This window comes from Promicromonospora sp. NPDC060271 (assembly GCF_042726755.1).
GTDB lineage: Bacteria > Actinomycetota > Actinomycetes > Actinomycetales > Cellulomonadaceae > Promicromonospora.
Window position 1 is genome coordinate 1 of record NZ_JBHXBG010000054.1, and the last position, 21864, is coordinate 21864.

A 21864-nucleotide genomic window follows, 5' to 3' on the forward strand; every position below is an offset into this window, starting at 1 on the left:
GTGCCGGGACATCCCGGCACCACGCGGACAGGCGCTCTACTTCGGCGGGGTGGTTTCGCGGGCGAGCAGGCTCTCCTTGATCGGCAGGCCGTAGCGGAAGCCGCCCAGGGTGCCGTCCGTGCGCAGGATGCGGTGGCACGGCACGAACAGCGCCGCCGCGTTCATGGCGCACGCCCCGGCGGCCGCACGCACCGCCGCAGGACGCCCGGCCCGCACGGCGTACTCGCTGTACGTCAGGCGTTCGCCCGCCTTCACCTCGCGCAGCACGTCCCACGCGTGCGACCGGAACGGGCCGCTCGCCTGCCGCACCGGTACGCGGCCGGGCGCCCCGTGGTCGCCGTCGTAGTAGGCGCGGACGGCGTCCGCCGCCTCGGCGAGCACACCGTCCGGCGACGACGGCCGCGTGAGCTGCCCCGGACCCGTGCTCAGCCGCAAGGTGGGGTGGACGAGGGCGAGCAGCGAGTCGAGGTCGTCGGTCCATCCGCCGGCGAGGACCGCCTCCTGAGCTGGACCGCCCGCGGGGCCGGTCGTGTCGGTCGCCGCCCCGACGAGGATGCTGAACGGGCCGTCGGGGGTGGTGAGAGTTGTCGCGTGCATGGTTTTCCTTCCGATGGAAACGAGTTGTCAGACGCGCAGGTCACCCGGGTGACCCAGGTGTCTGACACGTCAGGCGGAGCGCCAGAGGTGCATCGCGGCGTACGAGCGCCAGGGCGCCCACGCCGCGCCGCGTAGGGCGAGCTCCTTGAACTGGTGGGGCCGGGGTGCCTCCGCGGCGACCAGGCCGAGGTTGCGCGCCCCGGCGAGCAGGGCGACGTCGCCGTCCATGAGGACGTCCGGGTCGCCGAGCACCCGCAGGGCCACGTACCCGGCGGTCCAGGGGCCGATACCGGGGCGGGCGACCAGGCGCCTGCGCAGGTCCTCGGGGTCGTCGCCGACGCTGAGGGCGAGCGTGCCGTCCGCGAGGTCGCGGCCGGCACCGACCACCGTCGCCAGGGTCCGGGCCGGCAGGCGGAGGTGCGCGGGGGCGCCGTCCGCCACCTGGGCGGGGCCGGGGAAGAGCCGGGTGAGGCCCTCGAACGCGGAGGTGTACGGCGTGCCGACACCTCGCGCGAGGCGGGACAGATGAGTGCGGGCCGCGGCCACGCTGATCTGCTGGCCCACTATGGCGCGGACCAGCAGCTCGGCCGGGTCGAGGGTCCCTGGTACCCGGATGCCCGGCACCGCGGCGACTGACGGCGCGAGCACCGGGTCGGCGGCGAGCGCCGAGTCGACGGCGACCGGGTCGGCGTCGAGGTCCAGCAGGCGGCGCACGCGCGCGACGGCGACCGGTGCGTCGGCCAGGTCGGCGAGCTCGAGGTCCAGGTCGACCCGGCCGCTGCCCGGGCGAGGTACGCGCACCTCGAACGCGCCGGGGCCGTGCGGCAGCGCGAAGGTCCTGGCGTACCGCAGGGCGCCGACGTCCGACGTCTCCACGCCCTCGATCGAGCGGACGGCGAGGAACTCCAGCACCCCGCGCGCGTCGAACGGTTCCCGGACGGGCAGGGTGAGCGAGATCCGGACGGGCTCGTCGCCGGTCTCCTGGGCCGGGTCCGCGAGGTCGGCACTCTGCACCGAGGTCGGCACAGGCCTGGACCGACCTCGGTGCGAGCTGCCGACCTCAGCACTACCCGGGCGGGCACGACCACCGGTGGCCGCCGCGCCACGCCCCGAACGCCGCGCACGCGCGCGCACCTCGGACGGCGTCGCACCGAAGACCTCGGCGACCGTGTCGTTGAACTGCCGGATCGAGCCGAAGCCGGCGGCGAAGGCGACGTCGGCGAGCCGCAGGGACGTACCGACCAGGAGCGCACGCGCCGTCTGCGCGCGCTGGGCCCGGGCGAGCGCCAGCGGCCCAGCCCCCAGCTCACCGACCAGGAGACGGTGGAGCTGCCGCTCGGAATACCCCAGTCGCGTCGCCAGTCCCGAGACCCCCTCGCGGTCCACCACGCCGTCGGCCACGAGGCGCATGGCGCGACCCGTGAGGTCCCTGCGCAGGTCCCAGGCGGGTGTGCCGGGGGCGGCCTCCGGGAGGCAGCGCTTGCAGGCGCGGAACCCGGCCTCGTGCGCGGCGGCCGACGTCAGGTAGAACGCGACGTTCTCCGCCTTCGGCGTACGTGCCGGACACGACGGCCGGCAGTAGATGCCCGTGGTGCGGACCGCCGTGTAGAACTGCCCGTCGAAGCGGGAGTCCCGCGCGGCGATCGCGCGGTAACGCTCGGTGAACGCTGGATCGCGGAGCTCGACGTCGGTCATGGCCACCATCCTGCGCCGCCCGGAGACCTCCCGGCTAGCGGGTTTCGGACACCACGGTGCCGACGTCGGCGGCGAGCGGACGTCGCGCTGGTCGACTCGACCCTTTGGACAGATGCTGTGGATAGATGGCGCGCTCGCGGACAACTCCGACAGGATGTCCGGCATGCCTCCGACCTGGGCCGGCGACGTCGTCGCCCGCCTCACCGACACCACGCGGTGTCCCGCCTGCGGGGAACGCCTCGCGTCCGTGGTCTGTGCTGCCTGCGGGCTGGACGTCTCGGGCAGGCAGGCGCAGGAGGTGTGGCGGCTGTCCGTCGCCGCGGCCGACAGCCTCCGGGACCGGGAGGCGGTGCTCGACGCGATGCGGCGGGCACAGCGCGTCGCGACGGCCGGCGAGGTCGGCTCTGGCGCGCGGGTCGCGGACGGCGCGGCACGTCAGGCGCACGTCGCCGGCATCGTTCCCGCGCCGGCTCCGGCGGCGCCGACCGTGCCGTCAGCGTCCGTGCCGCCGACGCCCCCCGCGCCGGCGCCCGCCCAGCCGCTGCCCGCCCAGCCGCCGCCAGTACGGTCCGCGCCGCCGGTGCGCCGGGCGGACGTGGCGCCCCCGGCGGCGGCCGGCGCGCGGCAGCCTGCCGCGACGCCCGGGGACGCCGGGCGGGCCGCGGCTTCTGCGCCGCGTCCGTCCGGTCCGGGCATCTCGCTGCAGCCGATCCTCGCCGGAGCTGGCGCCGCGCTGCTCGCGGTCTCCGCGGTCGTCTTCGTGTTCTTCACGTTCGGCGACAACCTGCTGCTGCGGGCGGTCGTCACGGGGATCGTCACGGCCACCGCCGTCACGGTCGGCGCCCTGCTGCGCCGGGCCGGGCTGCGTACGACCAGTGAGGCGGTCGCGGCGCTCGCGGTGGTGCTCGCGTGGGTGGACGTCGAGCTGGGCATGCAGGCGGGCCTGCTGGGGCAGGTCGATCCGGCGCTTGCCCGGGCCACGGTGCTCGCGGTGCTGGCCCCCGGTTTCGTCGCGCTCGGCGCATGGCTGCGGGTGCGTTCGTGGGTCTCGGCGGGACTGGTGTCGGCTCCTGTGGTTCCGGTGCTGGTCGCCGCAGGCCTGCCGGTCACCCCGTGGTCGATGTGGTGGTGGGCGCTCGGGCTGCTGCTGGTCGGCGTCGTCGCGTGGGCGGCGATGCGCGTGGCGCCGCCGGCCGGCGAGCGGTGCGGCTCCCGGCTGGCCGCCGAGACCTGGGTGCTGCGGGTCGTCCGGGCCGCCGGTCCGCCGCTCGCCCTGCTGGCCGCGCTCGGGGCCGAGGCGGTGACGCCGGATGCCGTGACGGGGACGACGGCGATCCTGTGGTCCGGCGTCGTGCTGTGCTCCGTGGTGCTCGGGGCCTGGCTGCGGGTGCGCTCGTGGGCATCCGCGGGTCTGGTGTCGGCGCCGCTGATCCCGGTGCTGGTCCTGCTCGTCTTCCCCGGCCCGGCGGCGTCCGCGTGGTGGTGGGTGCTCGCGTTCGTCCTCGTCGCGGTGCTCGCCTGGGCGGCGATGCGGCAGGTCCCGAGGTTCGGACGGCGGCTCGGCGGTGCCGTGACGTTCCAGCTCGAGGAGGGAGTGCTGCGCGTCCTCCGAGGTGCCGGTCCACCGCTCGCCCTGCTCGCCGCGCGGGGCGCCGAGGCGTTGCCGCCGCTGACGGGGCCGGGCTCGACGGCCGTCCTGTGGTCCGCCGTGGTCGTCCTCTCCGCGGTGCTCGGGTACTGGCTGCGCGTCCGTGCCTGGACGACTACCGCACTGGTCACCGCACCGCTGGTGCCGGTGCTCGTCGCACTCGGCCTGCCCGCCTCCGTGTGGTCGACGTGGTGGTGGGTGCTCGCCCTGGTGCTGGCCGGGCTCGTCGGCTGGGCGGCCGGCCGCGCGCTGCCGAGGCTCACGGAGCGCCACCGTGCGTCCTTCGCCATCGAGGCGACGACGCTCCGGGTGATGCGCGCGGCGGCCTTCCCGCTCGCGCTGGCGGCGTCCTTCGCCGTGGAGGCCCTGCCGTCCCTGACGAGGGTCGGCGCGACCACGGTGCTGTGGTTCGGCGTGGTGCTGCTCGCGGCCGTGCTGGGCTACCGGCTCCGCGTCCGGTCCTGGCTGTCGACGGCGGTCCTCGCCGGGCCGGTGGTGCCCGTGCTCGTGGCGTTGAGCCTGCCCGGCGATGCGGAGCCGGCGTGGTCGGTCTGGTGGTGGGTGCTCGCCCTGGTGCTGGTCGCCGTGGTGGCGTGGACGGCGCTGCGCCTGCTTCCGGCGCTCGCCCGGCGCCTCGACTTCTCAGGCGGGCCGCGGTTCGCCGTGGAGGCGCGGGTCCTGCGGGTGGTGCGCGCCGCCGGGCTGCCCGCCGCTCTCGCCGCCTCCCTCCTTGCGGTGCTCACAGTGCCCGTGCCGCCGCTGACCAGGCTGGGAACCACCGCGGTCCTGTGGTCCGCCGTTGTCCTCACGGGGGCGGTGCTCGGCCATGTCCTCCGGGTCCGGGCCTGGGCGTCCGTCGGAGTCCTCGCGGCGCCGGTCATCCCGCTGCTGCTGCTCGGCGCGGTCGACCCGGCCGACGGCTCGTGGCTGCCCGCCGTGGCCTTCCTCGCCGCGACCCTCACCACGCTCCTCGGGCGGGCCGCCCGCCGCGTCTCCGGGCCGCGCATCGGGTCCGGGCTCCGGGCCGAGACCGCTGTGCTCGATGCCGTCGCGCTCGTGACGGTGCCGCTCGCCGTCCTCCTGTCGTTCTTCGTCGACCAGCCGGAGGCGCTGCCGGGTCTCGGCGGCACCGCGCTGCTCGTCGCCTTGACGGCGGTGACCGCCGCGATCATGCGGCGGGTCACCCACCACCGGCACTGGACGGTTCTCGGCGGCGTGCTCGCGGTCGCGGCGGGTGGCCTGCTGGGCGGGGTCGGCCAGTGGTCGGGAGCCGGCTGGGTACCGTTCGGGGCGGCCGGCGTGTGGGCGGCGCTCGCGCTCCTGACCGCGCCGCGACTGCTGAGGGCTGCCGGTCTCGGCTCCGTCCGGGGGGCGCTGGCCGCGGGCACCCGGGACGACCTGCTGCTGAGCGGCTGGATCGTCACGGCGGCCGCCGCGACTCCGGCCGTCGGGCTGGTCCTGGTCCGTGTGACGGACGCGTGGGTAGCGGCCTGGTCGGTACGGGACGCCGGCTGGTCGCTACCAGCCGGCGCGCTGGTGCCCCCGGCCTCGGCCGACCCGATCGTCGGGGACGTCCAGACCCTTGTGAGCCTGAACCTTCCGGTGGCGCACCTGGGGACCGTCGCGTTCGCCGTCGTCACCCTGCTGGCCGCCAGGCTCGCGTGGCGGGGGCGGCGGCTCGAGGCGGTGGTCGCTCCCGTGGCCGTTCTGCTGGCCGCGTTCGGCCTCGCGCTCGACCCCCGGCTCGCCGTCGCCGTCTCGCTCGCCGCCGTGGCGGTGCTTGCGTTCATGCTGGTCGCGGGGACGGCCGACCGGTCGGCGGCCTGGCGCACGCTGCGCCCGGCGGCCGTCGTCGTGCAGGGGGCGGTCCGGGCGCTCGTCCGCGCGTCGGGGCGGCTGCGGTCGATCGGCGGTACCGCCGTCACCGGCGCCGACCTGCGTCTCGCCCGGGCCACCGCACTCACCGGCGCCTTCGTCGCGACCGGCGTGCTGCTCGCCTTCTCCTGGGCGTCCCGCCCGACGGCGGCCGCCGGCGCGCTCGTCGTCTGCGCACTGCTGCTCTGCCTGCGCGCCACGCTGCGGCCGACGACGCACCCATGGCTGGTCGGTGCGGGGTACGCGTACCCGCTCGCCGTGCTGGGCGTTGTGCTGAGCTGGCTCGAGCTGTCCACCGTCGCGGCGATCTGCACGGTCTCGGCGGTCGCCTCGGTGGTGACCATCGCGGTGACGCTCGGCGGACGCACCTCGCGCGCCGAGTGGTACGTGGTCCTCGGCGTCACCGCCGGGCCGTTCGCGGCGGGTGTCGTCACGGTGGTGCTCGAACGCACCTGGTGGTCGGCGGGCGCCGCGGCGGCGATGCTGGCGCTCGAGCTCGTGCTGCTGCTCACCGCCCGCGCGGGTCTGGCGCACGTCGTCCGGGCCGGAGCCGCCTTCCTGCTGCTCCCCACGGCGTCCGTCATGGTCACGAGCGTGGGGGCCATGATCCTCGAGGTCTCCGGCTCCCCGTACGTCCTGCCGGCCGTCGCACTGTTCGTGTCGGCGGTAGCGGGCGGGGCGGCTCGCATCGCGGAACGGATAGCCACCCGGGTGCCCGACGGCGGGCCGCTGCTCGCGGCCGCGGTACGCCGGAGCCTGGAGCGGTCGGTACTCCTCACGGGCGCCATCACCGTCTTCCTCGCGTATGCGCGACCCGCTGCAGGGCCGGACGTCGCGGTCGCCGTGCTGCTGCTGCTCATGGCGGGCGCCGTGCTCGTGGCCCGTGAGCCCGGGCGGCGGCGCGTCTGGCCGCTGGCCGGTGCGCTGGGGCTCGCCGCGCTCTGGACGGCGCTGGGTGGCGGCGAGGTCCGGCTGGTCGAGGCCTACACTCTCCCGCCGGCGCTGGCCGCCGTTGCGGTCGGCGCCTTCGCTGCCTGGCGCACCGGACGTTCCGAGCCTGACGCCGAGGGCGGGGCCACCACGGCCGGGGCTGACACCACTACCGGTTCGAGCACCACTGCCGGGGACGGCACCGTGTCGGTCACTGCCGCGACGCACGCCTGGCGGCTCGCCGCCGTCGGCGCGGGGCTCGCCGTGGTGCCGAGCCTCGTGGTGCACCTGACCCGTACCGAGCCCGCCGACTGGCGGCCGTTCGCCCTGGTGGGCGGCGCGGCGCTCGCCCTGGCGACGGCATGGGCCCTCGACCTGCGGCCCGTACGCGAGCGGCTCGCCTTCCTGCGCGACTCGTGGACGGGGCCGGTGCGGCGCGGGCTGGTGGCCGTCGGCGCCCTGGCCGCGCTGAGCGGAGTGGTCGAGTCGCTCCACGTCGCGGGCGAGCCGGTGTACTGGATCGGGTCCGCCGGGGGTCCCGTGTCCGGACTGCCCCCGCTGACCTGGTACGACGGCTCCCCGTTCGGCACGCCGGTCGGGGCAGGCTGGGTGTTCGCCGCAGGCCTCGGGTGGGCGCTCCTCGCGGGTGCGCTCCTGGTCGCGGCGGCCGTCCTCGCTCGCCGGTCGGCGCACGGCCGGACGGCGTCGTGGCTCGACCGCTGGGGCATGGCGCCGGGCCTGGTGCTCGCAACGCTCGGCGCGGTGGTGAACACCCGCCCGGTCTGGGGATCGATCGTGTCGCTGCTGGTGGTGGAGCTCGGGCTGCTCGTGGTGCTCGTGCTGGTCACGCGGCGGGCGGGCCGGCCGGGAGTCGGCGCACCACCGTGGCTGGTCTGGCTGTGTGCCGCGGCCGTCGCGATCGCCGCCTGGGCGCCGCGCGAGCTGCGCGTCGAGGCGTTCTCGGTGATGCTGGGCGCCGGCCTGATCTGGTCGGGCGCGACGGCGCTGCGTCGCTGGGTGGCGGCGGGCGAACCGAGGGACGTGTCTGTCAGCCTCATGACCTGGCCGCTCGGACACGGCGGTTCCTGGCGCACCATCGGCCTCGGCATCGCGGCCCTCGTCGGCCCGTCCGTGCTGTCCACCGCCACCGACCCGCTGACGGTCCGGGCGTCCTGGGTGGTGCTGGCGGCCCTGGCGTCGGTCCTCGTCGGGTCGCGGCTACGCCTGTCGGCACCGTTCTGGCTCGGCGTGTGGACGCTGGCCGTCGAGGTGGTCATCGTGTTCGCGAAGCTTGGCGTCGGCGTCTCGCCGCTGCCGTGGATCCTCACGCTCGTCCCCGCCGCCGTCGTGCTGCTCATCATCGCGACGCTCGACGAGCGCAGGACGGCGGCCTCCGGAGGTACCGCGGCCTATCTGCGCGACCTGCGCTGAGCCGGACCGGTGCTCACCGGGCGATCCGACACCGCGACGGGCCGAGCCGTGGTCGCGGCATCGGCTCTGGGAGGGCGCCAGTGGCCAGCCGGACCGGACGACTGGCTAGCGGGGACCGGACGGCGCCGCTGGGGCGAGCGCCGTCAGGCGTGCCTCCAGGCCGTCCCGGACACTCGGCCATTCGTCGGACAGGATCGAGAAGTACAGGGTGTCGCCCTCTGACCCGTCGGGCGCGACGCGGTGCGCTCGCAGCCGGCCCTCCTCCCGGGCGCCGAGCTTCAGGATCGCGGCCCGTGACCGGTCGTTCCGCGCGTCGCAGCGCAGGGCGACGCGCCGCAGCCCCAGCTCGTCGAAGGCATGCCGCAGCAGCATCAGCTTGCACGCCGGGTTCGTCACCCCGGCCCACCAGTCCCGGCCGTAGAACGTTGCGCCGATCTCGACCCGCCGCTGCCCGGTGCTGAGCTCGTAGAACCGCGTGGAGCCGCGCACCTCGCCGTCGGGTCCGAGCACGGCGAAGGCGAGATGGTCCTGCGCCGCGAGGGCGGCGTCCACGTACGCCTCCATCGCCGGGACGGTGTCCGGGAGGGCGCTGGTCATGCCCGCCCAGAGCTGCGCGTCGACGAGGCCCGACAGGGCCGGAGCGTGGTCGCGGGACAGCGGTTCGAGACGGACGCCGTGGGCGGTGAGGTGGAGATCGTGCAGCATGTGGTCATCCCACCACGAGCTCAGACCGTCGCGTCGAGCCAGTCCAGGACGGTGGTCAGGTACTTGTCGCGGGCCGGTTTCGGGGACAGGGCCAGGTCGTGGGCGCCGCCCTCGATGACGGCCACCTCGACCGTGCCGCCCAGCTTCGGCGCGCGGGCGTGCATGTGTGCGACGTCGAGGATCGCGTCGGTGCTGAGCATGACGGCGGCCTCCCCGGCGTCGGGCCCGGTCTTGTCGCTGGTGCACAGAAGGGTGGGGCACCGCACTGCGAGCCCGCGCCCGAGCCTGCGGTGCTCGCGCCGGATCGCGGCGAGCCACCCTGCCCGGACCGGGAATCCTTCGTTCGGCTTCCATCGCAGGTCGTACACCCACTCGCCGCCGGTGGCGTGGTGCAGGGCGCGGCCGTAGTCCCCACCGAGCGTGGACACCACGGTGCGTGGTGCGATCCGGCCGAGCGCGTACACCACCTGGGTGACCACAGTCCGGTCCGACCACTTGCCCTTCAGGTCGAACCACGGGCTGTTCAGCACCATGGCCGTCACCCGGTCCGGCCGCACGTTCGCGTACAACGAGGTGATGAGCCCGCCGGTCGAGTGCCCCATGAGCACCAGCCCGGTGTGGCCGTCCTCGGCGATCGCGTCGGCCGCGGCGTCGAGATCCTGCTCGTAGAGCCGCAGGCTGTTGACCATGTTGGGATCGCCGCCCGCAGCGGTCCACGCGTCGATGGAGCGGCCGTGCCCGCGCAGGTCGATCGCGTAGAACGGGTAGCCGCGCCCCGCGACCGCCTCGGCGAGGTGGCGCTGGAAGAAGTAGTCGGTGAACCCGTGCACGTAGAGCACGGGCGGTCGCCCGACGCCGGGCCCGTCCTGCGGCGCATGGCGGACCAGGGTCGCCTCGGCACCGCCCGGGAGCCGTAGCGTGCGGGCCGCGAAGCCCTCGCCCAGCACGTCCTCTGTCCAGTCGTTCCCGCTGTCGTCCATGTCGCTCCTGTGCGTCATGCCTGCCTGGCCGGCTCAGCCGTGTGGTCTGCCGTGTGTGCTGCCGTCGGCTGACGATATAGGTAACTGAGCGACTAGCGGGGGGTGACGGCGAGCCTCCGTTCCCGGCGCAGCGCGGGGAGGAAGCAGACCGCACCCAGGGTGCTGAACACGCCGCCGATCACCATGGCGGCCTGGATGGACAGGACACCCGAAGCCCAGCCGAGCGCGGGCGCGCCAAGGGAGAAGGCAGCGAACGACACCATCGACGCCATCGAGAGCACCGTGGAACGGTTCCGGGCCTCGGCCTCGCGGTGCAGCAGCGCCTGGTAGGCGGGCCCGTTCGCCCCGTGCAGCCCGTAGGTCACGAGGTAGGCGGCGACCAGGCCCACCGGACCGAGCGCAAGCCCCATCCAGACCGCCCCCAGCCCGTTGAGGACCCGCGCGATGATCGCCGTCCGCGCTACCCCGATGCGGGGTGTGGCGAGCCCGCTGAGCGCTGCCCCGCCGGCGAACACCGCCCATCCGGCCGCCGCGGCGGGGCCCGCCACCGCGGCACCGGCGGCCGTCCCGCCGAGCAGCTCGGCCAGGCGGATGGGCTGGAACGTCTCGTACACCACCATCCCGACGCTCCAGAACACCTCGACGAGCAGCAGCCAGCGCAGCACCCGGTTGTCGCGCGCGAGCCGCAGGCCGTCGCGGATCACGCCGGGCGCCTGGCGTGCGGACGCCAGCACCCGGCCGGCGACCCCAGCGGGACGGCCGCCCGACGGCGTGACGGTGCGGGGCACCTCCCGGACCAGGATCGTGACGGCGACCAGGTGAACCGCCGAGAGCACCGCGTACACCGCATAGGGGAAGGTGAGCGCCGACCAGGCTTCGAACGGGTGCCACCAGACGAGCAGGCCCGAGAGGAGGGCGCCTGCGGCGATCGAGGCACCCAGCACGGTGCTGTGTGCGGCCAGCGGCCGGTCGACGTCGGCCCCCGGCTCGGTGGCGTGCACCGTGTCGACGAACCAGGCCTCCAGCGGGCCGGAGTCGAGCGCCCGGAAGACGCCGGTGGCCATCGCGGCCAGCGCGAACGCCCAGAACGTCTCCGCGGTGAGGAACAGGACGGCTGACACCACCTGCAGCACCGCCGCCGCGACGAGCATCGGCCGGCGGCCGAGGGAGTCGGCGAGGCCGCTGGTCGGCAGCTCCAGCACGAACACCGTGAACCCGGTGAGGGACAGCGCCGTGAGCGCCTCGGGCACCGAGAGGCCGCGTTCGATGGGCAGCAGGGTGGTCACCGTGACGATCAGCCCGACGGGGAACCACCGGGTCAGGGTCAGCAGCAGGAACACCTGCCGGGCCCGGGTCGGCGTCAGCGGCGTCATGACGGCTCCGTCTCGTCGTCCTCGGTGGCATCCTGCGTGCCGTCGGGAAGCTCGTCCGGCTCCAGGGGGTAGGCCGCCTGCCAGAAGGTCACCCGGCGTGCGCCGGGGGCGGGTTCGGTGTCGCGGTACCGATCGAGGACCTCGTGCAGCTCGCGACGCAACTTCTGGAGCTGTTCCGGGTTCACCGTGACCCACGTGTCCCCCATACCCGCCGCGTCCTGCCACTCGTCCGGCCACGCCTCCGCGACGTCGAGCCAGTGGCCGAAGTCGGTGGTGAACAGACGCAGGTAGTCCCGTTCCAGCCAGCCGAGCGCGGTGGCGGCGTCCTCGTCCTGGGCGAGTTCCGTGCGCTCCCAGCTGTGGGAGCTCGTGGCGGCTCGCCAGAGGCGCTGCTTGCCCGCGCCCTCGCCCGTGTCCGCGACCAGGCCGACGGACTCGAGCTTGCGCAGGTGATAGCTGGTGGCGCCGGAGTTGGTGCTCAGCGCCGTCGCGAGCGTGGTAGCCGTCGCCGGGCCGCCGCGCCGCAGGGTGCCGAGCAGGCGCGAGCGGAGCGGGTGGGCGAGCACCTTGACGGCCTCGGGGGTGAGGCGGAAGTCGTCCTGAGAGGCGGGCATGCGTGCACAATACCCATGCACAAACTCTGTGCACAAGACTCGTGCACAATAATTGTGCAAGATCTCGTCCGAGGTGTCAGAGGCTCAGGTCACCGGGGTGACCTGAGCCTCTGACAAGTGACCGGGCGGTCAGAACAGCATGACCGCGGCCGTGACCACGCCGGCGAGGACCACCAGGACGCGGAACACCGTCGGCGGCATCTTGCGGCCGATACGGGCGCCGACATAGCCGCCCACCACGGAGCCGGCGGCGAGCAGGCCGATCGCGAGCCAGTCGACGTCGGCGACGAACACGAAGATGAGGGTCGCCACGACGTTCGCGGCGAGCAGCGACACGGTCCGCAGCGCGTTCACGACGTGCACCGGCAGGTCGGTGCCGAGCCCCAGCACCGCGGCCATCATGACTCCGGCTCCCGCCCCGAAGTAGCCGCCGTACGCGCCCGTCAGCACCGAGAAGACGACGGTCGCCGGGGACATGTGGTGGCGCAGCCGGGTCGGCTCGTCACGGGTGCGGCGCAGCCACCTGCTGATCCACGGCTGCGCGCCGACCAGCAGGCAGGAGATCAGGATCAGCCAGGGCACCACGGCCTCGAAGACGCCCGGCGGGAGCGCGAGCAGCAGGACGGCCCCGCCCACCGAGCCGACCGCGCACGTCACGAGGACGGCCAGGGTGACGGCGGGATGTGCGCGCAGCTCCTGGCGGTAGCCGAACGAGCCGCTCACCCCCGCGGCCACCAGGCCTGCCGTGTTCGACGCGTTCGCGACGACGGGCGGCAGCCCGACGGCGAGCAGCACCGGGAAGCTCAGCAGCGAGGCGACGCCGACCGTCGAGGAGAGGATGCCCGCGCCGAGCCCGGCGCCGAGGACCGCGAGCTGTTCCCAGCCGGTCATCGGCCCTCGCCCTGGCCGGCGTCCCGGCCCTGGTCACGGAGGAGGGCCACGTCGCTCACCATCTCGACGTGCGCGTGCATGGCGGCCGCCGCGGCCTCCGGGTCCTGGCCCCGGATGGCGTCGGCGATGGCCCGGTGCCCGCTCAGGGAGTTGCGCGGCCGGCCCGGCTGGGAGAGGGACTCGATCCGGCTCTCCCGGATCAGGCTGGCGATCTCCCGCATGGTCTGGGCCAGGAGGTCGGAGTGCGCGGCGGCGGTCACCGCCGCGTGGAAGTGCTCGTCGGCCTCGACGCCGCGGTCGCCGCGCGTGATGGCGTCCTCCATCATGTCCAGCGCCGCGTCGATCGCCACGAGGTCGTCCTCGGTGCGGCGCTGCGCGGCCAGTGCGGCGATCTTGGTCTCCAGCGCGTCCCGGATGTCGATGATCTCGGGCATCCGGTCGGCGTGCGCGCGGATGGCCTCGACGATGCGGCTCTCGGTGTGCTTGCCCGTCAGCACCGTCCCGTCCCCGTGCCGCACCACGACGACGCCGACCACCTCCATCGCGACCAGCGCCTGGCTGAGGGTCGCGCGGCTGACGCCGAGACGCGCCGCGAGCTCCCGCTCGGGCGGCAGCCGGTCCCCGGCCTGCAGGCCGTTCTGTCGGATCCAGGCGGTGATCTGCTCCGCGACCTGCTCGTAGAGGCGGGTGCGGGCCAGCGGTGTCGGCAGTTCGGCGGAGGCCTTGGGGGTCACCAGCCGAGAGTACTTGACAGAAGAGGCATTGGCCTATTGGCTAGGCCACTGATCCATCGCGCCTCGTCGGTCAAAGGTGACCGCCGCGATGGGAAGAGGAGTTGTCATGGGTCCTGAGTGGATCGCGATCATCGCGCTCGTCGCGTTGTTCGTCGCCGGGACGGTGCTGCCGATCAACATGGGGGCGCTGGCCTACGTCGCGGCCTGGTTCGTCGGCGTCTTCGCGCTGAACCTGGACGAGAAGGAGGTGCTGGGCGGCATCAGCGCCGACCTCGTGCTCACCCTGATCGGCGTCACCTATCTGTTCTCCATCGCCAAGAACAACGGCACCGTCGACCTCATCGTCGCCAAGGCCGTCCAGGCGGTCGGGGGTCGGGTGGCACTGATCCCGTGGGTCATGTTCGCCGTGACCGCCCTGCTCACCGCCATGGGCGCGGCCAGCCCGGCGGCCTGCGCCATCATCGGCCCGGTGGCCCTCGGCTTCGCCCGCCGCTACAGGATCAACCCGCTGATGATGGGCATGTTCGTGGTCCACGGCGCCCAGGGCGGTGGGTTCTCGCCGATCAGCATCTACGGCACCATCACCAACTCGGTGATGACCGACGTCGGCTACGAGGGCACCGAGATCGCCGTCTTCATCGCGTCGCTCGCCATCAACACGGCGATGGCGGTGATCCTGTTCCTCGCCCTCGGCGGTCGCCAGCTCGTGCGCGAGCGGGTCGACCCCGCAGAGGCCGCCGGCCACATCGCCGACGACCTGCACACGGGCGGGAAGTCCGTGACGGTCAGCGGCCAGGGCGCCGGCGTCTCGACCACGACCCAGGCGCTCGGCGTGCGCCGCGACCACGTGCTGACCCTCGTCGCCTTCGCCGCGGTCGCCACCACCGCCCTCGCGTTCGACCAGAACATCGGCTTCGTCTCGATCACGGCCGCCGTGGTCCTCGCGATGCTGTCCCCGCAGCAGCACAAGGACGCCGTCAAGCAGATCGCGTGGCCCACCGTGCTGCTGGTGGCGGGCGTGAGCACCTACGCGACGATCCTCAACGAGGCCGGGTCGCCCGAGTACATCGGCACGTGGGCCGCGGGCCTGGGCATCGCCGCGGTCGGTGCGCTCGTCCTCTGCTACGTGGGCGGCATCGTCTCGGCCTTCGCGTCGTCGACGGCGCTCCTGCCGGTCATCATCCCGATCGCCGTGCCCCTCATCGCCGCCGGCGGCGTGAGCCCGTGGGCCATGGCGGCGGCCCTCGCGGTGTCCTCGACCATCGTCGACGTGAGCCCCTTCTCCACGAACGGAGCCCTGATGCTCGCCAACCGTCCGGACACGATCTCCGAGCAGGCGTACTACAAGCAGATCCTCGGCTACGCCGTCATCGTCACCCTCGCGGGGCCGCTGCTCGTCTGGGCCATCCTCGTGCTGCCGGGCTGGTGAGCACCATGACCGGACCGCTGGACGACGTCGTCGTCGTTGACCTCTCCCGGGCGCTGGCCGGGCCGCACGCCACGATGATGCTCGGCGACCTGGGCGCGCGCGTCGTCAAGGTGGAGGTACCCGAGCGGGGCGACGACACACGCGGCTGGGGCCCGCCGTTCGTGGGCGAGGAGGGCGCGCGCGAGTCGACGTACTTCCTGTCCGCGAACCGCAACAAGGAGTCGATAGCGCTCGACCTCAAGGCCGACGACGGCCGGGCCACCCTCCTCGCGCTCGTCGACCGGGCTGACGTGCTCGTGGAGAACTTCCGGCCGGGCGTGCTGGACCGGCTCGGGATCGGCGTCGATACGCTGCTCGAGCGCAACCCACGCCTGGTGGTGCTCTCGATCACCGGGTTCGGGCACGACGGCCCTGAGGGCGGCCGCGCGGGCTACGACCAGATCGCCCAGGGCGAGGCCGGGCTGATGTCCCTGACCGGGTCCGGCCCGGACGACCCGCAGCGCGTCGGCGTGCCGATCGGCGACCTGCTCGCCGGGATCTACGGCGCGTACGGCGTGCTCGCGGCGCTGCACGAGCGGCACACCACCGGCGTCGGACAGGTGGTCCGGACGTCCCTGCTCGCAGCGGTCACCGGCGTGCACGCGTTCCAGGGCACGCGGTGGACCGTCGCCGGGGAGGTGGGGCACGCGCAGGGCAACCACCACCCTTCCATAGCGCCGTACGGCCTGTTCCGCTGCCGTGACGGCGCTGTCCAGATCGCGGTCGGGTCCGAGGTGCTGTGGCAGAAGTTCTGCCTGGCCTTCGGGCTCGACGCCGCAGCGGAGGGCATGCGGACCAATCCCGAGCGGGTCGCCCGCCGCGACGAGGTGATCGAGCTCGTCGAGACGGCGTTCGCCGACCTGGACACGGACTCGCTGCTGACGAGACTCGCCGACGCGGGCGTCCCGGCGGGCCGGGTGCGTACCCTCGACGAGGTGTACGCATGGGAACAGACGGCGAGCCAGGGCCTGCTCGTCGACGTGGAGCACACGAGCCTCGGCACGGTGACGCTGCCCGGCCCGCCGCTGCGGTTCTTCGACCCCGACGGCGCCGAGGTGACCCGGCGCGACCACCAGGCGCCGCCCGTGCTCGACGAGCACGCCGCGGGGATCCGCGCCTGGCTCGACGCGCCCCCGCCTGGGTCCGAGGCGGGCCGGTGACCCGCCGCTGGACGGCACGCGAGCTGCTCGACCTGGTCCTCGACCCGGGCAGCTTCGAGTCCTGGGACGAGCCGGTCGACACGTCGGGGCACGCTGCCGAGTACCGCGCCGTCCTGGCGGCGGCCGCGGAGAAGGCGGGCACCGACGAGTCGGTGCTCACCGGCCGTGGCCGGGTCCGGGGTCGGCCGGTGGTCGTGGTGGTCAACGAGTTCCGGTTCCTCGGCGGCTCCATCGGCCGGGCCGCGGCCCAGCGGATCACCGCCGCGATCCGACGCGCGACGGCGGAACGGCTGCCTCTGCTGGCGACGACGGCGTCGGGCGGCACCCGGATGCAGGAGGGCACCCCCGCGTTCCTTAAGATGGTCGAGATCTCGCGCGCCGTCATGGACCACCGCGACGCCGGCCTGCCCTACCTCGTGTACCTGCGGCATCCCACGACCGGCGGCGTCTACGCCTCGTGGGGCTCGCTCGCACACCTCACCGTCGCCGAGCCCGGTGCGCTCATCGGGTTCCTCGGGCCGCGCGTGGTCGAGGCCCTGACGGGCGAGGCCCTGCCCGACGGCGTCCAGTCCGCCGAGAACCTCGCCGCCAAGGGCGTGCTCGACGGCGTCGTGGCACCCGAGAACCTGCCGGCGCTCGTCGAGCGGGCGCTCGCGGTGCTGGTGGACCCGCCGTCGGCGTCGTCCCTCCCGCGCCGGTCCGGGGAACCCGCGGCGGACGCCTCCGCGTGGGACTCCGTGCTCCTGACCCGTGCCGAGGGCCGCGTGGGGGTGCGGGACCTGCTGCGCTACGGCGCCTCGGGGACCGTGCGGCTCTCCGGCACCGAGGAGGGCGAGCGCGACGAGTCGATGCTGGTGGCGCTGACGCGGCTCGATGGCCGGCCGTGCCTCGTCGTCGGGCAGGACCGGACCCGGCAGACCGAGAACGCACCGATGGGTCCCGCCGCGCTGCGGGTGGCGCGGCGCGCGATGGGGCTGGCCGAGGAACTGCGGCTGCCGCTGGTCGCGGTGATCGACACCCCGGGGGCCGAGCTCTCGCAGGCCGCCGAGGAGGGCGCGCTCGCCGGCGAGATCGCGCGCTGCATGGCGGCGCTCACCCGGATGACGGTGCCGACGCTGTCGGTGATCCTCGGCCAGGGCTGCGGCGGCGGGGCGCTCGCGCTGCTGCCTGCCCAGGTCGTGATCGCCGCGGAGCACGCCTGGCTGTCGCCGCTGCCGCCCGAGGGCGCGAGCGTCATCGTGCACGGGGACACCGCGCATGCGACGCAGATGGCGGAGGCCCAGCACGTCCGGGCCGTCGACCTGCTCGCCGAGGGCGCGGTGCAGCGTGTGGTCCCGGAGCACGACGGGGACACGTCGCGGGACGTCGCGGTAGCGGTCGCGGCGGAGTGTGCGGCGGTGCTGCGGGAGCTCGCCGCGCCTCCTGCGGGCGTTCGCTCCTTCGAGGTCTAAGCTTCTCCGCTCTGAACCGTTTCAGGACGAAGCAACCTAGACCTCGAAGGAGTGGCGCGTGGCCTAGTGCCGCTGCTTCTCCAGGGCCTTGCGGATCTGCTGGACCAGGGCGAAGACGAGGAGCAGGGCGAACGTGATCGACGCGACGTCGTCGGGCATGACCACCGACAGGCTCGCGCCGCCGAACGAGAAGCCCGACGCCACGAGGCCGATGAGCGCGGCCATCTTCAGGTGGACCAGCCGGTTGCGGGCGTTGACCCACGTGCCGGAGACAGCGGTCGGGATCATCGCTACCAACGACGTGCCCTTGGCCAGCGCGGGTGCGAAGTCGAACAGCGCGGACAGTCCGGGGACCGCGAGCTGGCCACCGCCGATACCGAGCAGGCCGGACGCGACGCCCATGACGAGGCCGAGCCCGATCATCCCCGCACCGTCCAGCACGCTGGGCAGCCCTTCTGCGGTGTCGACGGACGGCGGCTCCCCGAACGCGTCCATCACGGACCGCACGATCCCCACGACCAGCACCCCGACGAAGAGCCAGCGCAGCAGGGTCTCCGGGACGCGGGCGAGCAGCCGCGCCCCGACGACGGCGCCGATCACGGCGCCCACGACGAGCAGCCCGGCGGCGATCAGGTCGACGGCGTCGTGGGTCAGGTACGGGATGGACCCGACGATCGCCGCCGGAAGGATCGCCGCGAGCGAGTACGCGCTGGCCCGGCGCTGCGTGAGGCCGCCGAGCGACGTCAGCAGCGGAACCATGACGATGCCGCCGCCCAGCCCGAACAGCCCGGAGAAGGTGCCGCCGACGACCCCGACGAGGACGGCACGGGGAGGGGTCAGGGACTCGTCAGTCTGCTCGCTCACCCCGTGATGATCTCAGGTGGGCCGCGATGGTCCGCGCGCAGTCCATCGACCCGGTGTGCGTGGTGTCGACCTCCAGGTCGTACTTGACCCCCTCGTGGACGACTTCGGCCTGCTTCGCGGCCATGCCCGCGACACGGTCGCCGCGGGCGGCCTCGCGTGCCTCCGCGGCAGCCGCGTCGCAGCGCACGCCGACCCACAGGGTCGGGACGTCGCCGAGGGCGTCGAGCCAGCGCCGCTGGGACGCGGCGCCCCCGAGGAACACGTCGTCGACCACGACGTGCGCGCCGGCGCGAGCCATGGCGACCAGGCCGGCGATCCAGGCGTCCTGCAGTGCCATGAACTCCTGCCCGACGTCGACGCCGCCGTCGTCCGCGAAGCCGATCCCGTCGCCGCCGCTGGTCAGGCGGGCGGGCATCGCGTCGACGAGGGTGTCGACGCTGAGCGACAGCCACGCCTCGGGAAGTACGGCCTGCAGACTGCGCGCGATCGAGGACTTGCCGGAGCTCGAACCGCCGTTGAGGACGATCACCTGGGTGTTCACACCGCAACGGTACGAGTGTGGGTGGCGCACGCTACAGTGAATTCCAGGGTTGAGCGGAGTAGACTCAACTTTGAACGCGGCCTTGCCGCGCAGACTTCAGCACCATCCTGGGAGGCCTCATGGACACCAAGTTCACGACCATGTCGCAGCAGGCGATCGGCGACGCGATCCAGTCGGCGTCGGCGGCCGGCAACCCGCAGCTCGAGCCGGTCCACCTGCTGGCGTCGCTGCTCCAGCAGGAGCGCGGCGTGGCCGTCGGCCTGCTCGATGCGGTCGGGGCCAGTGCGCAGACGATCGGCCAGCGTGTGCGCGCGGCTCTGGTCGCGCTGCCCCAGGCCAGCGGTGCGAGCACGGCCCAGCCGAGCGCGAGCCGGGCCATGGCGACGGTCCTCGAACTGGCATCCAAGGAGGCACAGGGCCTGGGTGACGAGTACGTCTCCACCGAGCATCTGCTCATCGCCGTCGCGGCGGGGCAGTCGCCGGCGGCACAGATCCTGTCCGACGCCGGAGCCACTGCCGACGCCCTGCGCGCCGCGCTGCCCGCCGTCCGTGGGGCCGGCCGGGTCACGAGCCCCAACCCGGAGGGCACCTACAAGGCCCTGGAGCAGTACGGCACCGACCTGACGCAGCAGGCGCGCGACGGCAAGCTGGACCCGGTGATCGGCCGCGACTCGGAGATCCGTCGCGTGATCCAGGTGCTCAGCCGCCGCACCAAGAACAACCCCGTGCTGATCGGCGAGCCGGGCGTCGGCAAGACCGCCGTCGTCGAGGGGCTGGCCCAGCGGATCGTGGCCGGCGACGTGCCCGAGTCCCTCAAGGGCAAGCGCCTCGTGGCGCTCGACCTGGCCTCGATGGTGGCCGGGGCGAAGTACCGCGGTGAGTTCGAGGAGCGCCTCAAGGCGGTCCTTGCGGAGATCACGGCGTCGGACGGCGAGGTGGTCACGTTCATCGACGAGCTGCACACGGTGGTCGGCGCGGGTGCCGGGGGCGAGGGCGCGATGGACGCGGGCAACATGCTCAAGCCCATGCTGGCCCGCGGCGAGCTGCGGATGGTGGGTGCCACGACGCTCGACGAGTACCGCGAGCACATCGAGAAGGACCCGGCCCTCGAGCGCCGGTTCCAGCAGGTCTTCGTGGGCGAGCCCTCCGTCGAGGACACCGTGGCGATCCTGCGCGGGCTCAAGGAGCGTTACGAGGCGCACCACAAGGTGACGATCGCGGACTCCGCGCTCGTGGCCGCCGCATCGCTCTCCGACCGCTACATCTCCGGGCGGCAGCTTCCCGACAAGGCGATCGACCTGGTCGACGAGGCCGCGTCGCGGTTGCGCATGGAGCTCGACTCCTCCCCGGTGGAGATCGACGAGCTGCAGCGCGCGGTCACGCGCCTCGAGATGGAGGAGGTGGTGCTGTCCGAGTCCGAGGACGCGGCCTCCAAGGAGCGCCTGCAGCGTCTCCGCGCCGACCTGGCGGACCGTCGTGAGGCTCTCGCGGCGCTCACCGCGCGCTGGGAGTCCGAGAAGGCGGGCCACAACCGCGTCGGTGACCTGCGTGCCCGCCTCGACGAGCTGCGCACCGACGCCGAACGCAAGCTCCGCGAGGGCGACCTGGAGGGCGCCGCACGCATCCAGTACGGCGAGATCCCGGTGGTCGAGAGGGAGCTCGTCGCAGCCGAGGAGGAAGAGGCGACGAGCCAGGTCTCGGCGGGCGCGCCCGGCGACCCGTCCCTCGTCGCTCCCGTCGAGGCCCCGATGATCGCCGACAAGGTGGGCGCCGACGAGATCGCCGAGGTGGTCGCGGCGTGGACCGGCATCCCCGCCGGGCGGCTGCTGCAGGGCGAGTCCGAGAAGCTCCTGCACATGGAGGACGTCATCGGGCAGCGCCTCATCGGCCAGAAGGCCGCTGTGGCCGCGGTGTCCGACGCGGTGCGACGGACCAGGGCGGGGGTCTCCGACCCCGACCGGCCCACCGGTTCCTTCCTGTTCCTCGGCCCAACGGGTGTCGGCAAGACCGAGCTCGCCAAGGCGTTGGCCGACTTCCTGTTCGACGACGAGCGCGCGATGGTGCGCATCGACATGTCCGAGTACGGCGAGAAGCACTCCGTGGCCCGGCTCGTCGGTGCGCCTCCGGGGTACGTCGGGTACGAGGAGGGCGGCCAGCTCACCGAGGCCGTCCGGCGGCGGCCCTACTCCGTGGTGCTGCTGGACGAGGTGGAGAAGGCCCATCCCGAGGTCTTCGACATCCTGCTCCAGGTGCTGGACGACGGCCGGCTCACCGACGGCCAGGGCCGCACCGTGGACTTCCGCAACACGATCCTGGTGCTGACCTCGAACCTCGGCTCGCAGTTCCTCGTGGAACCGATGCTGTCGGACGAGGAGCGGCGCGAGTCCGTGATGACCGCCGTACGTGCCTCGTTCAAGCCTGAGTTCCTCAACCGCCTGGACGACGTGGTGGTCTTCGACGCGCTGACGTTGGCCGAGCTCGGCAGCATCGTGGAGCTGCAGGTGGGGGCCTTCGCGAAGCGGCTGGAGGACCGCCGGATCACGCTCGACGTCACGGAGGCGGCGCGTGAGTGGCTCGCGCTGGAGGGGTTCGACCCGGCGTACGGTGCCCGGCCGTTGCGCCGCCTCGTGCAGCGTGAGATCGGCGACCGGTTGGCACGGCTGCTGCTCGCGGGCGAGGTGTCCGACGGCGACACGGTGGTCGTGGACCGCGCTGACGGCGAGGGCCTGGCTCTGGACCGCCGAGTGCTGACCGCCTGACGAGGACCGAGCGCGCCCGGGTACGTCGATCTGTGTACCTCGGACTACGACTATTTGTCGATGTGCGTGCAGGGCGCGCCTGCCATCCTGGAACCAGGGGGAGCGGCCGCGCGATCTGCACGGGCGGGTAGTCGGTGAGTGGTGCCTG

15 protein-coding genes are annotated in these 21864 nt (G+C 73.8%); 5 read left to right on the forward strand and 10 right to left on the reverse strand.

Annotated elements, in window-relative coordinates; all coding sequences use genetic code 11:
* Positions 1–36: 36 nt before the first annotated feature.
* Together ACFWE2_RS10675 and ACFWE2_RS10680 are read right to left on the reverse strand one after the other, a co-directional pair.
* The gene (locus tag ACFWE2_RS10675) at positions 37–597 is read right to left on the reverse strand and encodes a methylated-DNA--[protein]-cysteine S-methyltransferase (RefSeq protein ID WP_377224199.1); all 561 of its coding nucleotides are present in this window, start codon (positions 595–597) and stop codon (positions 37–39) included.
* 69 nt (positions 598–666) lie between these two features.
* The gene (locus ACFWE2_RS10680; protein WP_377224200.1) at positions 667–2292 is read right to left on the reverse strand and encodes an AlkA N-terminal domain-containing protein; all 1626 of its coding nucleotides are present in this window, start codon (positions 2290–2292) and stop codon (positions 667–669) included.
* A gap of 163 nt (positions 2293–2455) precedes the next feature.
* Between ACFWE2_RS10680 and ACFWE2_RS10685 the strand changes: the two genes are divergently transcribed.
* Positions 2456–8176 carry a hypothetical protein gene (locus tag ACFWE2_RS10685; RefSeq protein WP_377224201.1) on the forward strand — a complete coding sequence of 1907 codons (5721 nt, stop codon included), beginning with the start codon at positions 2456–2458 and terminating at the stop codon, positions 8174–8176.
* Positions 8177–8281: 105 nt separating this feature from the next.
* On the opposite strand, the gene ACFWE2_RS10690 is transcribed toward ACFWE2_RS10685, so the two are convergent.
* The 6 genes from ACFWE2_RS10690 to ACFWE2_RS10715 all read right to left on the reverse strand — a co-directional run bounded on the left by ACFWE2_RS10690 (position 8282) and on the right by ACFWE2_RS10715 (position 13476).
* Positions 8282–8881, reverse strand: a complete 600-nt coding sequence (locus ACFWE2_RS10690) for a GNAT family N-acetyltransferase (RefSeq protein WP_377224202.1) — start codon at positions 8879–8881, stop codon at positions 8282–8284.
* Between the two features lie 20 nt (positions 8882–8901).
* Complete coding sequence (locus tag ACFWE2_RS10695; protein ID WP_377224203.1) at positions 8902–9861, reverse strand: alpha/beta hydrolase; 960 nt, start codon at positions 9859–9861, stop codon at positions 8902–8904.
* Between the two features lie 92 nt (positions 9862–9953).
* A complete protein-coding gene (locus ACFWE2_RS10700; RefSeq protein WP_377224204.1) occupies positions 9954–11234 on the reverse strand; it encodes an MFS transporter in 1281 nt (426 codons plus the stop codon).
* Positions 11231–11848: a winged helix-turn-helix domain-containing protein gene (locus ACFWE2_RS10705; protein WP_377224205.1), complete on the reverse strand. Its 618-nt coding sequence runs from the start codon at positions 11846–11848 to the stop codon at positions 11231–11233. The genes ACFWE2_RS10700 and ACFWE2_RS10705 overlap by 4 nt, the downstream gene beginning before the upstream one ends.
* A 129-nt stretch (positions 11849–11977) precedes the next feature.
* A complete protein-coding gene (locus ACFWE2_RS10710; protein ID WP_377224206.1) occupies positions 11978–12739 on the reverse strand; it encodes a sulfite exporter TauE/SafE family protein in 762 nt (253 codons plus the stop codon).
* Complete coding sequence (locus ACFWE2_RS10715) at positions 12736–13476, reverse strand: FadR/GntR family transcriptional regulator (protein WP_377224219.1); 741 nt, start codon at positions 13474–13476, stop codon at positions 12736–12738. Before ACFWE2_RS10715 ends, ACFWE2_RS10710 begins: the two co-directional genes overlap by 4 nt.
* Positions 13477–13579: 103 nt before the next feature.
* Between ACFWE2_RS10715 and ACFWE2_RS10720 the strand changes: the two genes are divergently transcribed.
* The 3 genes from ACFWE2_RS10720 to ACFWE2_RS10730 are packed head-to-tail and all read left to right on the forward strand — an operon-like array spanning position 13580 to position 17552.
* The gene (locus ACFWE2_RS10720; RefSeq protein WP_377224207.1) at positions 13580–14902 is read left to right on the forward strand and encodes an SLC13 family permease; all 1323 of its coding nucleotides are present in this window, start codon (positions 13580–13582) and stop codon (positions 14900–14902) included.
* Between the two features lie 5 nt (positions 14903–14907).
* Complete coding sequence (locus ACFWE2_RS10725) at positions 14908–16101, forward strand: CaiB/BaiF CoA transferase family protein (RefSeq protein WP_377224208.1); 1194 nt, start codon at positions 14908–14910, stop codon at positions 16099–16101.
* Positions 16098–17552: a carboxyl transferase domain-containing protein gene (locus ACFWE2_RS10730; protein WP_377224209.1), complete on the forward strand. Its 1455-nt coding sequence runs from the start codon at positions 16098–16100 to the stop codon at positions 17550–17552. Before ACFWE2_RS10725 ends, ACFWE2_RS10730 begins: the two co-directional genes overlap by 4 nt.
* Positions 17553–17615: 63 nt before the next feature.
* Here the strand turns inward: ACFWE2_RS10730 and ACFWE2_RS10735 are convergent, their stop codons facing one another.
* Entirely contained in the window at positions 17616–18416 is an 801-nt protein-coding gene (locus tag ACFWE2_RS10735) for a sulfite exporter TauE/SafE family protein (RefSeq protein WP_377224210.1), read from the reverse strand.
* Positions 18400–18957 (reverse strand): chloramphenicol phosphotransferase CPT, encoded by a 558-nt coding sequence (cpt, locus tag ACFWE2_RS10740; RefSeq protein ID WP_377224211.1) that lies wholly within the window; start codon positions 18955–18957, stop codon positions 18400–18402. The genes ACFWE2_RS10735 and cpt overlap by 17 nt, the downstream gene beginning before the upstream one ends.
* Positions 18958–19076: 119 nt before the next feature.
* Here cpt and clpB point away from each other — a divergent pair, with 119 nt between their 5' ends.
* Entirely contained in the window at positions 19077–21716 is a 2640-nt protein-coding gene (gene clpB, locus ACFWE2_RS10745; RefSeq protein WP_377224212.1) for an ATP-dependent chaperone ClpB, read from the forward strand.
* Positions 21717–21864: the final 148 nt, after the last annotated feature.

Coding starts and splice junctions, on each gene's coding strand:
- ACFWE2_RS10720 (WP_377224207.1), top strand. CDS start 13,580: ATGGGTCCTGAGTGGATCGCGATCATCGCGCTCGTCGCGTTGTTCGTC.
- ACFWE2_RS10705 (WP_377224205.1), bottom strand. CDS start 11,848: ATGCCCGCCTCTCAGGACGACTTCCGCCTCACCCCCGAGGCCGTCAAG.
- ACFWE2_RS10725 (WP_377224208.1), top strand. CDS start 14,908: ATGACCGGACCGCTGGACGACGTCGTCGTCGTTGACCTCTCCCGGGCG.
- ACFWE2_RS10690 (WP_377224202.1), bottom strand. CDS start 8,881: ATGCTGCACGATCTCCACCTCACCGCCCACGGCGTCCGTCTCGAACCG.
- ACFWE2_RS10680 (WP_377224200.1), bottom strand. CDS start 2,292: ATGACCGACGTCGAGCTCCGCGATCCAGCGTTCACCGAGCGTTACCGC.
- clpB (WP_377224212.1), top strand. CDS start 19,077: ATGGACACCAAGTTCACGACCATGTCGCAGCAGGCGATCGGCGACGCG.
- ACFWE2_RS10675 (WP_377224199.1), bottom strand. CDS start 597: ATGCACGCGACAACTCTCACCACCCCCGACGGCCCGTTCAGCATCCTC.
- ACFWE2_RS10685 (WP_377224201.1), top strand. CDS start 2,456: ATGCCTCCGACCTGGGCCGGCGACGTCGTCGCCCGCCTCACCGACACC.
- ACFWE2_RS10700 (WP_377224204.1), bottom strand. CDS start 11,234: ATGACGCCGCTGACGCCGACCCGGGCCCGGCAGGTGTTCCTGCTGCTG.
- ACFWE2_RS10695 (WP_377224203.1), bottom strand. CDS start 9,861: ATGGACGACAGCGGGAACGACTGGACAGAGGACGTGCTGGGCGAGGGC.
- ACFWE2_RS10710 (WP_377224206.1), bottom strand. CDS start 12,739: ATGACCGGCTGGGAACAGCTCGCGGTCCTCGGCGCCGGGCTCGGCGCG.